Here is a 12,928-nt window from a genome sequence, read left to right on the forward strand (position 1 = left end):
CCTATCCTCCTCCACTCCGCTGTGCATCCAGCGCACTCTCCAGACGCTCCAACACCTCCCGCAAATCCTCAATGGCCGCTTGGATTTCATCGACGCTCAGGGTTGGCGGCTCGGTGATCGTAGGCGCGGCTGGGAGCCCAGGCGGGTGGGTGGTCGCCGGTGCCTGCGCTGGTGGGGCGGGTGCCGCTGCCCCACCGCCGGGTGCAGTGGCGATTGCTCCGGTGCCGGGCCCGAACACCTGGTCGAGGGCTTCGGCCAGGGTGGGTGCGTAGCCGACCCGCACACCGCCGTCGACGCGAGGTTCGCGCAGGCTGACCAACACCCGCGACAGCTGTGGGAACGTCGAACTATTGGATGTGGTGGGGATGCGTTCGGTGTAGAGCGGCTCGACGTAGAGAATGCCGCCGTCGGCGATCGGCAACGTCAGCAGGTTGCCGTACTGGATCCTGTTGGATCTTTCGAGCAGTGTCCGCTCGGACGCGACCCGGGTGTCGGAGATCATGGAGTTCTGAATCTGTTGGGGACCTTGCGTCAATGTGTCGGTAGGCAATCGCAGCACTGTGATCTTGCCGTAGGTGGCCGGATCTGAGTCGACCGAGATGTGCGCGGCCAAGAACTCGCGGTTGTACCCCACCATCGCGCTGGCAAGTCGGAACGACGGTTGCGCCGTGTCGGGATCACCGATGAGCACGTAGAACGGCGGCTGGGCGGGATTGGCGTCGTTGGTGGAATCCGAGGGCACCGACCAGAATGCGTTGGTGGTAAAGAATTCTCGTGGATCGTTGACGTGGTACTTGGCCAGCATCTCCCGTTGCAGGCCGAACAGATCCTCCGGGTAGCGGAAATGGCTGTGAAGTTCCTCGGACACCTGCTCTTCGCCGGTGACCGTGCCCGGGAAGACCCGCATCCACGCCGCGAGCACTGGATCATCGCGATCGACCTGATACAAGGTCACCGTGCCGTCGTACGCATCGACAGTGGCCTTGACCGAATTGCGGACGTACGACACCCGATTGGGCTGCACCAGCGAACCGCTCTGACCAGCAGACTGGGCCGACAGCCTGCCGGGCTGTGCATACGGGTAATTGTCGAGCGTGGTGTAGGCATCGACGATCCATACGATCCGCCCGGACACCACGGCCGGGTAGGCGTTGGAGTCCACGGTCAGCCATGGCGCGACGCGCTGCACCCGTTCTTTGGGGTCGCGATGGAAGATGACCTTCGATTCGGAGCCGATCGCACGCGAGAACAGAATGCGGTGCTGGCCGAATCGGAACGCAAACGCCGTGCGGGTGAACCAGTTCCCGATCGACACACCCCCGAAGCCGGTGTATGTGTAGCGTGAACTGTCAGTGTCGTATTCGCCTGGCGGCTGGTCGGGGCCGGCGCCGACGATGGCGTAATCGGGGTCTGCCTGTGCGATGATCTCGCCGAAGTAGATCCGCGGTTGTTCGACGGGGATGAGCTGCTTACCCGTGGCCTGAGAAGCCAGATCACTGATGGCGTAGATTGGGTAGCCACTGTTGCTGTCGGAGCTGTTGGCCGCATCACGGACTGCGGCGTTGACCCGGTTGGCCGGGGCGGCGACGAACCCGTTGCCGTGGGTATACACCGTGTGGCGATTGATCCAGTCCCGTTGGTTTCCGGTCAAACTGTCCGGTGACAGCTCGCGCACGCCAACTACGTAGTCGCGCAGCTGGCCCTCGATTCGGTAGCGGTCCAGGTCAAGTGGATCGGGGAAGCTGTAGAAGTTCTTGAGTTGCTGTTGCTGGGTGAAGGTGCGTGACAACACACTCGGATCGAGCAACCGAACATTGGAAATCGTGGTCCGGTCCGCGGCGACTTCGCGTGGAGGGGCCGTGCCGATTCCCGGGTAGTCGCGATATTCGACCCAGTCACCGTCGAGGCGATACGCATGGCGCGTTGCGGCGATGTTGCGTTCGATGTAGTCGCGTTCCATCTCTGCGGCATTGGGCCGCACCGAAAACTGTTCCATCAGCAGTGGCCACGCCCCGCCCACCAGAACTGAGGAGAGCACCAGCAGTGCGGTGGCCATCGCAGGGATCCTCAGATCCCGCACCACCACGACGGCGAAGAAGGCCACCGCGCACAACACCGCGATAGCCAGCAGCAGGAGCTTGGCGGGCATGGTGGCGTGAACATCGGTGTAACTCGCGCCGGTGAACATCGGCTCTTTGCGGCTTCCCGACAGCAGCAGATACCGATCTAACCAGTACGCGACGGCTTTGAGAAGAACGACTAATCCGGCGATCACTGCAAGCTGAATGCGAGCGGGCCTGGTCACCACCCGCTGAGTCGTGGTCACCCGAACGCCGCTGAAGATGACATGGGTTGCGGCACTGGTGATCAACGCGAAAACCGCAGCCACGAACAACCAGCTCAGCACCCACCGATAGAACGGCAGCTCGAACGCGAAAAACCCGATGTCGAGGCCGAATTCGGGATCGGTGACGCCAAATAGGCCACGGTGCAAAAACAGCTGCACCATGGGCCATCTCGATTCACCCGTCGTACCGGCGTGACCGGGTCGTTCGCGGTCGCGGGTACGACAGCGGGCCGGGATGCGTACGCCAATCGCATGGCCGCTCCCACGCTGGCACTCACCAGCAGGGCCAGCACGACAAACAACGCGACGCGTGTCGCCAGGACCGTGACCCAGGCGCGACGAAAACCCAACTCGCCGAACCACAACCAATCGACATACGCATCCAATAATGGCGCGACGACGAACAACACCGTCACCAGGCCGACCAACGCCGTCACCAGCGTGATACGAGCACGACGCGAAAGCATAGGGACGCTACCCGACTCGGGTTTGGCCATCATGCGCTCCGCACTCATCAGGTGGCGGGCGCAAGTACTGTCCAACGATCAGCGGTGAACCCGCCTCATGATCGATACGCTGAATTCTACGGCAGTCGGCCCGTTCAGAAGGTGTTTCCGGACCACCGGTTCCGCGGTCCAGTCCCCCGCACGTCTCGCGGGTCTGATGCTGCATCCGATCTCGAACCATCCCGGGCGAATGGTCTGCCGGCGTTAAGGATGCGTAAGGATTGGTGCGGTTGGCCGCTGTGGAGTGGGTCGATGTGGTTGGCATCACCGTGGTGCTCTCACACGTCAGCGGTCCATGGACGGCGCTGACCCTCGCCACGGTGGTGTTTCTCGGCACCGGAATCGCCGTCTACGTCGCCGCCGGGGACACAGCTCGCACAGCCCGCACGGTGTCAGCGGTGTGGCTGGCCGCGCATGAAACGGTCCCATCCGAGCTTCACCGCACGCTGCAGCACCTCGCACACACGCTGTCTGACGCTGAGGGACGCCACCGCGACGGGCTGATGTCCAAGGCGGAGTACGAGCACACCTGCTGGCAGGTCTATGACGAGTTGGCAGGCGAACGGTTCGTGCCTGCAAATGACCCCAGCAGTCGTCAAGCCAGAACCTGGGCATCCGCCGCGACGCTCGCTGACTCGTACCACCGCTAACTCCGCGAGGCCGTTCTGCGCACCGTGCAAGCCGACAGCCATGATCCGATTGGGAGCCGCAACTAGCCCGGCATCGGTTGGTTGAAGGGTGTGCCACGTACATTCTTGCGGGCTGTCACCGTGAGCACCGCGCACGGACGAGTCAGTCGTCATCGTCAGCGATTCGGATGTACAGCAGGCGGTCGCCTGGCCGCAGTTCGGCCCAATGCCCGTCAAATCTTTCGGCGGTCGCCCTTCTTCAAACGATCGGACCTCGCGTTCGGCGATCGCAAACCCGACATCAGGCGTCAGCAGGTCTTCCATCATCTCCACCACGCTGGGCGTCTGCGTCGCGATGCCCAGCAGACGGCCCGCGGTCTCCGAGGACACCACGGTCGAATCCGCACCCGACTGCCGCAGCAGGTGCTGGTTCTCGGCTTCCCGGGCGGCCGCGATGATCTTCGCCTTGTTCAGTTTCCCGCCAGCCGGTTTCAACGAGCAGATCCGCAACTCCACGCGGGTCTATCCCGAATTTCCACAGTCCTTTACGGACGACGAATCGCTGATAGGAATCCCGCGCACCGTACAGGCACTGCCCGTCGACAAAGTCTTTGCGGAAGTACGTAAACCCCAAGCGGCTGCGCACGGCGCATGCGGCCATCGACTGCAAGGTGCGCCGCACCGCCACCTCGCGCAGGTACATCGTGACCGATTCCAGCACGAAGAATGTCCGCATGTTGGCATCAAATCCACTGTTGGCCAACCATTCTGCAAGATCGTCGGTATCCAGGTCCATTGCCAGCAAAGTGACGGTGGGCGGGATGCGGCCGAAACAGCGGCGCAACGCGGCCGACTTCGCTTCGATGTTGGCCGGCAGATCCACTTCCCAGATTGCTGCCCCCGCCAGCTCATCCACCCGGTAGGCGCGGGTGTCCAAGCCCGCGCCAACAATCACCACCGCATCAAGCCCGTTCCCAGCCGCTTCGCGCAGCAGGTCGTCGATATAGCGCTTGCGGCACAGCAGACTGGTCCACGCACCAGGGGCCGACTTGTCACTCACGGCGCGCAACATGCGCCGCACCGCGCCAAACCGGCACAGTGCCAACGGTACTCGCCACGAAGGTGGAAGAATCCGGGCCGCCCACGGGTCGCGCACCAGCGGGGGTGACTCAAACTGGTCGACTGCCACCAGCAACATCGGACCGATCGCGGTCCGCTCGACATCCATACCCACGGTGCACACCCCATTGTCGCAGAATCATCACTTCTGCCGACTAGGCTTCCCGGCACACCATGTCCGACGCTAGCAGCACCCGCGCCGCCCGACCAGTCCTGACTCACGGCCCGCCTAGCGCGACACCGTGAGACGCAGCGCCTGGTGGGCTCAGGGCAGCAGCCCAACTTGGCGATACAGTGCACACAGGTGGTGCCGCATCTATCCATCATCGGGTGGAACAGGCTGCAAGACATGATGAATCACGCCAGCCACCAATCACGGCCTGCCGCATCGCTGGATGTCCCCGCCGGGCGGGGCGCTCGATCAATCACACGAATCGACAATCCGCACAGTCTCAAACCCACACGCCGGCGTCAACCTGGTATGTCCGGCCCCTGGCACGACGACGTCCACGTCAGCGCACCGTGCCACACGCTCAACCAGCACTGCCTCAACCTCCGACTATATGTTGATATTGGAAACTATATCTCTATATTGTTGTCGTCGTGGAACGTCCCTACGGTGCTCAGGATCGTGGCCCCGACGACCTGACGGCTCGCGCACGCATCCGCGACGCTGCGTTGATCCAGTTCGGCGAACGCGGCGTCAAAGGCGCAACCATCACCGGGATCGCCGAACTGGCAGGTGTATCACCGGGTTTGGTACAACATCACTTCGGCACGAAGGACAATCTGCGTCAGGCCTGTGATGCAGAGGTCATCGAGGTATTCCGCCGCCGCACCACCCGAGGCGTGGAAACCGGAGCGATCACCCAGCCCGGTTTCATCGCTGACCTCTATCAGCTGAGCACGCCGATCATGCGCTATCTCGCCAGAACCGCGGTAGAAGGTGGCCCAGCGGCGGCAGCCATCCTCGACGAACTCACCGCGGGTGCCGAGGAGTTCCTCATCAGCACCTGGCCGCAACGATTCACCCGCGGATCTTCACGTGCTCGCGATGCTGCGGCAGTGATGTGTGCGATGCACACCGGAGTGATCATGCTCCACGACCATTTGGCCCGACAGATGGGCTCAGATCTCACGGGCGGTGAAGCGGCCCGGGTCGGCCTGGCGATGGCCGACCTCTATTCGGTCATCGGCGAATTCATGAACTCCGACACCGGTCGCGGCATCACCGACGCCGTGACCCAATACCGCGACGACACGAAAGGCGCACCATGACAGTCACCTTCGACGGCCTCACCCCGATCGAGAAGACCCTGCTGGTAACCCTCAGCGGCCGCGCCCTCGATATCCAACAGAAACGGCCGCTGCTGGGCGATCGGTCGGCGGAAACCGTGAGCAACCGCCTCGACCACGACATCCCCAAACTTTCAAGCACGGTCCGACTCGCCGTCGCCGTACGCAGTCGGATGCTCGACCGGCTCGTCGATCAATTCATCGCCGACCATCCTGATGCCGTCGTGGTGGAACTGGGGTGCGGTCTGGAAACCCGCATGCACCGCCTGGCACCGCCGGTCACCGTCGACTGGTACGACATCGACCTCCCCGACGTCATCGCCCTACGCCGGCAGCTCATTCCAGAACTGGATCGTGGCCACCCTATCGCAGCTTCGCTGACCGAACCCGGATGGCTCACAGAGATCCCCTGCGAACAGCCGGCAATCATCGTCGCCGACGGCGTGTTGGGCTTTCTCACCGAAGCCGACAACAAACAGATCCTTCGCACCATCACCGACCACTTCACGGCAGGCGGTGAACTCATATTCAACGCCTACACACCCTTGGTCGCACGCATGATGGGCGCACTCCGCGTGCTCCGCGACGTCGGGATCCCGAAAAACTATCGTGGTTACGGTATAGCGAACCCACATGCCATCGAAGAACTCAACCCGAACCTGACGTTCATCGAAGAACAACTCGGCGCACAAGCACCCGAAGCCGACCAATTCCCCTGGGCCACACGCCTGATCGCCAAAATCTTCGCCCGCTGGCGCGCACAGGCGCGCCGCGGTGTCTGGATCGTGCTCTACCACTTCTAATACCAGGAACCAGCTACAGCAGGTGTGGCTACGCTTCGGCGACACTGACAGATTTCTGATGACCAGCGCCTAGAACGCGTGCTTAGGATGCTGAAACATGCCCTGCGCGACCACAAGCCACATGTCTATATGTTGTTCAGATTGATTTGCAACCGGTTTCATCAGCGATTATTCCAGTCTGCTCGGGATCCATTGTGCGGGCCACGATGGAGTGAGCCTGGCTCAGCCTCATTCCGAGGACGATCAAACGCATCCACAACACCCCGTCGCTGTCGTGGCCGGCGACCCGTTTCCCAAATTGCGCACCGTTGAGCGCAAATGGGAGTCGTCCAGCGCCGGCGTCGGTGGTCACCGTCATCGATGCGGGCCCCGGATGTACCTGGTAGGTGCCGGCAATCTCCTGCTGACGACCCGAGCCTGCCGCACTCGTGCCGGCGACTGCGTACCCGCATGCGACCAGCTCACCGACGACCCCTGGAAGAGCGATCCTCGACAGCTGCTCGAGCGAAAGGTTCGACTCTGGGAGAAGCACGAATGTCAACTCGATCATCATCGCCACCGAACGGAAAGAGCGACCGAGCTATCGCAGCATCTCCCGGTGACCGACCTGCCCGCGTGTTGCAGGTGGTTCTCGCCCGGCTGGCCATAGTGCTGGTATACCGGGTGCAGGTGCGGTCGAGAGGGTGTAGTGGTGGCGGTGCGGGGCAAGGTGTCGGTCGATGAGTCGGCAGATGTGATCACGGATGCGTTGGTGACCGCGTCGCGGTTGTTGGTGGCGATTTCTGCTCGTTCGATTGCCGAGGTTGACGAGTCGATCACCATTCCGCAGTTCCGCGCCCTGGTGATCCTGTCCTCCCGCGGTCCGTCCAACCTGGCGACGTTGGCGGGATTACTCGATGTCCAGCCATCGACGATCGGCCGGATGGCCGAGCGGTTGGTCTCTGCCGGTTTGATCGACCGGCGACCGCACCCGAATTCACGCCGCGAGCTCATGGTCGAGTTGAGTGCGCGTGGACGAGACGTCGTAGATACGGTCACGGCTCGCCGCCGGCGTGAGATCGCCCGCGTGGTGAAGGCGATGCCGGAGCGTGAACGTCGCGGTCTGGTCACTGCGTTGACCGCGTTCACCGCTGCCGGGGGTGAGCCGCCCGCCCACAGCGTGATTTGACCGTGGGTTACTGAATGGCATGGGTTACGACGTCCTCGTAGGCACGTTTCTGGTCAGCATTGACCGTAGGATTGAACACCATCACGACGTTGAAGAGCTGAAAGCTGTGGTCTGTCAAGCCCGCGTGGAGTTCCGCCACACCGCTGCTGCGGAACGTCATGACCGACACCGTGTCGGACTCGATCTTGTCGGTACATCGAATGACTGGACAGTCTCGTCGACTCACATCGTGTGCGTGCGGTAGCGGCAAGCCCGACTCGGTGATCATGGCTGCGAGATCGCCTGCGCTATAGCGATTCATCACGAAGACCGGATTCGGTGGCGAAGCCACGTCCGTCGAAGGCTCTGCGGGCGTTCCTGAGGTACATCCAGTCACAGCCAATGTAGCTGCCACGGCGAGCACGGAGCCGATCCGAACTGCCCCTGTCGAGCCTGGCGAGCGCCCTCTGATGGTCATCGATTGATCGACGCAATCTGCACCGCCATCGCCAGGGCATGGTAGACGGTACGCGGGTCTTTCCAGCTGACGCCGTCCTCCTCATTCACGAGTGCGGACAAACGCCGTTGCAGTGGTTCGGCCGGTTCATCGTGATTGAGCACGTCCACAGCGATCGCGGCAGCAAGGTAGTGAGCGTCGGTATGGTGCAACGTCGCGAACGCCGAGTGCTTGTCCATGGCGATCGCGAACTCACGTAGCGATTGGGTCAGCCTGCCAGGGCCTGCTACTCGAAGTATCCACTCGACCGCCGACAGTCGATACCGATGTCCTGAATCGCGGTAACGATCGACCACTGTGGCTGCACCTGCCCTGCGTGTTTCGACCGCCGCTTTGAGGATTTGGGTGGACATCGCGTCCCTCCCGGTTCCGGGTCGCCCGGATCGTAGTAATGGATGCGCTCGCTCCCGGGAGCCGCGGGCGACCGTTGGGCGATGCGAGGGGTGCGGCCGCCCGCGGCAGCCTGACGGGTAAGCGGCGCTGACCACAGTGGCCGATCGTAGCACCATGCAATAGTAGCTGCGAGCATTTGTCCGCCGCAGCGCCCTGCGCTGAACATGGAGCCATTTCACGTTTGCCATCTCGACACGAAATCGACGCGGTGTCACGGTCCAGGCTCCATCCTGGTGACCACCGTTTCATAAGTGACCCAACCGATCAGCGTCGATCCGTCAGATGAGGTGACCGGTAGTCCGGTGCTCCCGTATCCGGACAGCATCGCCAGGATTTCGCTGAGTTTCACCCCCGCGCTGACGGTGGGCACGTGGTGCAGCAGGTCGGCGACGGTCGCCGGTGGGTACCGTGCAGTCAGAGCCTTATTGACGTCGCGGGCCGTGACACAGCCTCGGTAGCTGCCGTCGTTACCGACCACGGGATGCAGTTCGTGCGACGAGTTGGCCATGGCGACGGCCGCGTAGCTGACAGAAGCCTTGGCGGGCAGCGGTTGTGGCGGGGGCTGTGCGATGTGCTCGGCGGTCAACGGTAACCGACTCGGCGCATCCAGATCGATGCCGCGGCGCCACAACTTGGCGGTGTAGATAGTGTCGCGAGAGAGCAGGCGCCCGGTGCCGGCGGCGATGGCCACCGACGCCATGAGCGGGAGAATGATCGAGTACTGACCAGTCAGTTCGAACAGGATGATGACCGCCGTGATCGGGGCCCGCGTCGCGCCGCCGAGGGCGGCGCCCATGCCGATCAACCCATATGCACCCGGGTTTTCCGTGATGCCGGGAAACATGTCGTGCACGATCGTGCCGAAGGCGGTGCCGGCCATGGCGCCAATGAACAAGGTGGGCGCGAACACTCCGCCGGAGCCGCCGATTCCGATGGTCACACTGGTGGCCACCATCTTGCCGACCATCAGGATGACCAGCATCCCGATCAGATACTGACCGTGTACAGCGTTCTGTAGCACGGGATATCCGACGCCGTACATCTGCGGCAGGGCGATGAGCAGTCCGCCGAGCAGCAGACCGCCCGCGGCGGGCCGCGCCCACTCCGGGCCCCGCCACACCCAGTCGCAGGCGTCTTCAACAAGGTAGAGCAGTTTGGAGAAGGCGACGCCGATGATGCCGACCGCGACCCCGAGTGCGAGATACAACGAGTACTCCGCCGGACTACGCACACCGAACGTCGGCAGGGCGAGGAAGGGTTCATCACCGAGCAACGTTCGACCCACCACGGCGGCAGTGACACTCGACAGCACGACAGCACCGAAAGATTCAGCGGCGAAGTCGCGCAGGATCAGCTCCATCGCAAAGAACGGTCCCGCCAACGGTGTATTGAAGGTAGCCGAAATCCCGCCTGCGGCACCGCATGCGACCAACAATCTGATTCGCGAGATATCGAGGCGCAGCACCTGGGCAATCGTGGACCCAGCCGCTGCACCTATCTGCACGATTGGACCTTCGCGGCCGACGGATCCGCCACCTCCGATACACAGTGCCGACGCCAGCGCCTTGACCAAGGTCACGCGCGGCGCGATACGCCCGCCGCGGTGACTCACGGCGTACATGACCTCAGGGACACCGTGGCCTCGCGCTTCCGGCGCGAACCGGTACACGATCGGCCCATAGATCGCACCTGCAATCGCCGGCGCCAGCAGGAGGAACCAGAATCCCAGCCACGGCCAGTGAGTGCTCGCAACGCGACCGACGCCAGAATAATCGTCATAGCCGGTGAACATCCGCGTGAACGTGGTGATCAACCAGCGAAATCCGACCGCACCGAACCCGGTGACCGCCCCGACTGTCACCGCGAGCGGAACAAGTGCCGACGAACCTGCGCGGAGCCAGTTCCCGATCGACCAACTGCCCGGCCATGCCCAAGCGCTCACCGAACCGAGCGAAGCCCTTCCAACCATAGCACTATGCAATCATTGCATTGGCAGTGAATCCAACCGACAGCTCAAACTCGGGAAGGAGTCTGTGGTGAGCGCGAAGGCCCAGCGCCTGGGTCCGGTTGTCGCGATATTCGCGATCTTGCTGACAGCGTGCCAAACCACGCCACCGGACCGCAGATCCGACGTCGCCCGACTGGCACAACTGATCCGGGAAATACCGGGTGTCCTGACGGTGACGAGCGACGTCGTCAACAACCCCGCACGAGGATTGATGTCCTTCACCATCCACGTCGAGACTGCGGAGGACATCAGCGCCGGTCAATTGGGTGCAGTCACCGCTCGCTACTTGCAGGCACTGAGCATGGTGGACTACACGGGCTACCAGACCGAGCTCGAAGCGCACTACGGCTCGAATCACTTCGCGATCGACGGCGGTGCATTGCCGATCGTGAACGACCAGCAAATCATCAGTCAGGCACGCGGCTGGGTTGCGCTGCGCCACCAGTTTCCCAGCTCAACAATCAACCTGCGCGCTACGATCGTCCACCCAGAAGGTCAGTCGCAAGCCCGGGACCGGGGTCATTCGAACATCGGTACGATCCACCTCGGTGACGGGTCGAACTTCACTGACGTCGCCGCCGTTATCACGGTGCTGGCCGACCGGTTCGCCGAATTGGCTAGCCTCACTTGGACTGTGAACGCAGGAACCCCACATCCCGCCGAGATCAAGACATCGGGCCGGTACCCCAGCCCACAGGAACTTGACGTGTGGCGCCTGGTCAATGCCGACCAGAGCATCACGCATATCGACAAGATGACGGTTGGCGGCCGAGTCGGCGCACCAGTTTGGATAGCCGAAGCGACGCGCTCTCACCACCCCGATGCCGCAGCCGCACTCGCACAACGGCACCTACCCTTAATGCGTCGGATACCCGCCCCAGTGCTTTACACCAGTAGCGATCAAATCCAAGGGAATATCGCCAACGACGGCCGAGCGGCCGGTCCCATCGCTATCACTGTGGGCGGCTGCACCGACCGCCAGGAGTACCAGCTATCACCTGTCGAACGAGATCTGATGAACATCTACGAAACCTGCGGTCATCCCTGACCGGTGCGCTTGCCGCGGTTCAAGCTCGCGGCCACGCCCATGCGTCGCTGAGGTGGTCTCGCGGATACGTGCGGAGTTCACCGAGCAACAGCCATCGATAATGGTTTGTGAATTGCGTCGGCGTTAGCGAACGGCAATGGGCACCTGGAACTTTCGATACAAGCAATGAGGTCGTTGCGGCCGGCGTCAAGGTCAGCGCGCAAAGTGCCGCGCACTGCGGTGATTTCCCCGAGATTCTGGTCGGCTTCGACGAGCTTGGTCCATACCGGTTGGCGCATCCCGTCGTCGCGTGAACCACTCAGCTGCATCGCGGGCAGCAAGACCGCGGCTTCAGCGAGGATGAATCGTACTCGTCGCACAGCTCTTACGGCCCGCATCAAGGTCACTGCCTCGGACGGACACAGCTGATGCCCGCCCAACGCGCGCGGTCGTTCTGGCAGCAGACCGCAACGCTCGTAAACAGCGAAGGGTCTCGACGTTCGCACCGGAAGCTAAAGGCGGAAAACGCGCAGCAGTTCGCCTCCCGAGCGGCGAGATCTCACGCCTGGAAGCTATGTTGTAGCGGCCATACGTCGACGATAGACCCGTACCGCGGTACGGGATGCAAGCCCGGCCGCGACCCCCTATGCCGCTCGGGGAACGAATTTGATGAAAGGCATGTGTCGGCCGACCGCCCGGAAGTCAGACTCGGACCCGTCGACGGCGAATCCCATCAGCCGAGGCAATAGGTACTTGGCGGCAATCCGGTGTTTCGCCGCGTACCTTGCGAAGATGTCGGCACCCCGTTCTTCTGGTAACGGTACCGCTGTCACCGGGATCGCCCTGCGACCGACCTGGATACTGACATCCGGGGTGTGGATGACGTTCTGATACCACGCGGCAGTGGATCCCCAGCCGGAGGCAACGACAAAACTGTCGTCCGCGGGATCATGCTCGACCACTTCCAACACCGTCTGACGCGGCTTGCCGGTGATGCGTCCACGATGGTTGAGCAGCAGCACTCGCCCGCCGAACAACCAGCCGACGCCGAACCGATAGCCGTAGATCGGTAGGCGAAACAGCAGCCGACCCAACCCCGTGGGCGGCTTCACATTCTTGATGATCTCCACCATCAC

General features: G+C 62.7%; 10 protein-coding genes and 3 pseudogenes. 5 read left to right on the forward strand and 8 right to left on the reverse strand.

Going from position 1 to position 12,928, the window contains the following annotated elements; all coding sequences use genetic code 11:
* Position 1 precedes the first annotated feature (1 nt).
* A pseudogene (locus G6N67_RS10415) lies at positions 2-2,844 on the reverse strand (UPF0182 family protein).
* Positions 2,845-3,092: 248 nt separating this feature from the next.
* On the opposite strand from G6N67_RS10415, the gene G6N67_RS10420 reads away from it, so the two are divergent.
* Positions 3,093-3,503 carry a DUF6611 family protein gene (locus G6N67_RS10420; protein ID WP_036432359.1) on the forward strand — a complete coding sequence of 137 codons (411 nt, stop codon included), beginning with the start codon at positions 3,093-3,095 and terminating at the stop codon, positions 3,501-3,503.
* Positions 3,504-3,645: 142 nt separating this feature from the next.
* On the opposite strand, the pseudogene G6N67_RS39640 reads toward G6N67_RS10420, so the two are convergent.
* Positions 3,646-3,950, reverse strand: a pseudogene (locus G6N67_RS39640) (potassium transporter Kef); the annotation flags it as partial.
* Between the two features lie 55 nt (positions 3,951-4,005).
* A pseudogene (locus G6N67_RS10425) lies at positions 4,006-4,710 on the reverse strand (SAM-dependent methyltransferase); the annotation flags it as partial.
* A 494-nt stretch (positions 4,711-5,204) separates the two neighbouring features.
* On the opposite strand from G6N67_RS10425, the gene G6N67_RS39575 reads away from it, so the two are divergent.
* Positions 5,205-5,879, forward strand: a complete 675-nt coding sequence (locus G6N67_RS39575; protein WP_051578675.1) for a TetR/AcrR family transcriptional regulator — start codon at positions 5,205-5,207, stop codon at positions 5,877-5,879.
* Positions 5,876-6,700: a class I SAM-dependent methyltransferase gene (locus G6N67_RS10435; RefSeq protein WP_036432357.1), complete on the forward strand. Its 825-nt coding sequence runs from the start codon at positions 5,876-5,878 to the stop codon at positions 6,698-6,700. Before G6N67_RS39575 ends, G6N67_RS10435 begins: the two co-directional genes overlap by 4 nt.
* Before the next feature lie 136 nt (positions 6,701-6,836).
* On the opposite strand, the gene G6N67_RS10440 is transcribed toward G6N67_RS10435, so the two are convergent.
* The gene (locus G6N67_RS10440; protein WP_131524671.1) at positions 6,837-7,250 is read right to left on the reverse strand and encodes a hypothetical protein; all 414 of its coding nucleotides are present in this window, start codon (positions 7,248-7,250) and stop codon (positions 6,837-6,839) included.
* A gap of 147 nt (positions 7,251-7,397) precedes the next feature.
* Here G6N67_RS10440 and G6N67_RS10445 point away from each other — a divergent pair, with 147 nt between their 5' ends.
* The gene (locus G6N67_RS10445; RefSeq protein ID WP_036435438.1) at positions 7,398-7,868 is read left to right on the forward strand and encodes a MarR family winged helix-turn-helix transcriptional regulator; all 471 of its coding nucleotides are present in this window, start codon (positions 7,398-7,400) and stop codon (positions 7,866-7,868) included.
* A gap of 7 nt (positions 7,869-7,875) precedes the next feature.
* On the opposite strand, the gene G6N67_RS10450 is transcribed toward G6N67_RS10445, so the two are convergent.
* The 3 genes from G6N67_RS10450 to G6N67_RS10460 form a co-directional block, all read right to left on the reverse strand.
* A complete protein-coding gene (locus G6N67_RS10450; protein ID WP_131524669.1) occupies positions 7,876-8,199 on the reverse strand; it encodes a hypothetical protein in 324 nt (107 codons plus the stop codon).
* Between the two features lie 122 nt (positions 8,200-8,321).
* Positions 8,322-8,717, reverse strand: coding sequence for a hypothetical protein (locus G6N67_RS10455; RefSeq protein ID WP_131524667.1), 396 nt, complete (start codon positions 8,715-8,717; stop codon positions 8,322-8,324).
* Between the two features lie 251 nt (positions 8,718-8,968).
* A complete protein-coding gene (locus G6N67_RS10460) occupies positions 8,969-10,699 on the reverse strand; it encodes a chloride channel protein (RefSeq protein ID WP_036435436.1) in 1,731 nt (576 codons plus the stop codon).
* Between the two features lie 94 nt (positions 10,700-10,793).
* Here G6N67_RS10460 and G6N67_RS10465 point away from each other — a divergent pair, with 94 nt between their 5' ends.
* The gene (locus tag G6N67_RS10465) at positions 10,794-11,813 is read left to right on the forward strand and encodes a hypothetical protein (protein ID WP_131524666.1); all 1,020 of its coding nucleotides are present in this window, start codon (positions 10,794-10,796) and stop codon (positions 11,811-11,813) included.
* Positions 11,814-12,436: 623 nt separating this feature from the next.
* Here the strand turns inward: G6N67_RS10465 and G6N67_RS10470 are convergent.
* A complete protein-coding gene (locus G6N67_RS10470) occupies positions 12,437-12,922 on the reverse strand; it encodes a nitroreductase family deazaflavin-dependent oxidoreductase (RefSeq protein WP_036435434.1) in 486 nt (161 codons plus the stop codon).
* Positions 12,923-12,928: the final 6 nt, after the last annotated feature.

Origin of the sequence: Mycolicibacterium mageritense (genome assembly GCF_010727475.1) — a bacterium.
GTDB lineage: Bacteria > Actinomycetota > Actinomycetes > Mycobacteriales > Mycobacteriaceae > Mycobacterium > Mycobacterium mageritense.

Coding starts and splice junctions, on each gene's coding strand:
- G6N67_RS10455 (WP_131524667.1), bottom strand. CDS start 8,717: ATGTCCACCCAAATCCTCAAAGCGGCGGTCGAAACACGCAGGGCAGGT.
- G6N67_RS10435 (WP_036432357.1), top strand. CDS start 5,876: ATGACAGTCACCTTCGACGGCCTCACCCCGATCGAGAAGACCCTGCTG.
- G6N67_RS10440 (WP_131524671.1), bottom strand. CDS start 7,250: ATGATCGAGTTGACATTCGTGCTTCTCCCAGAGTCGAACCTTTCGCTC.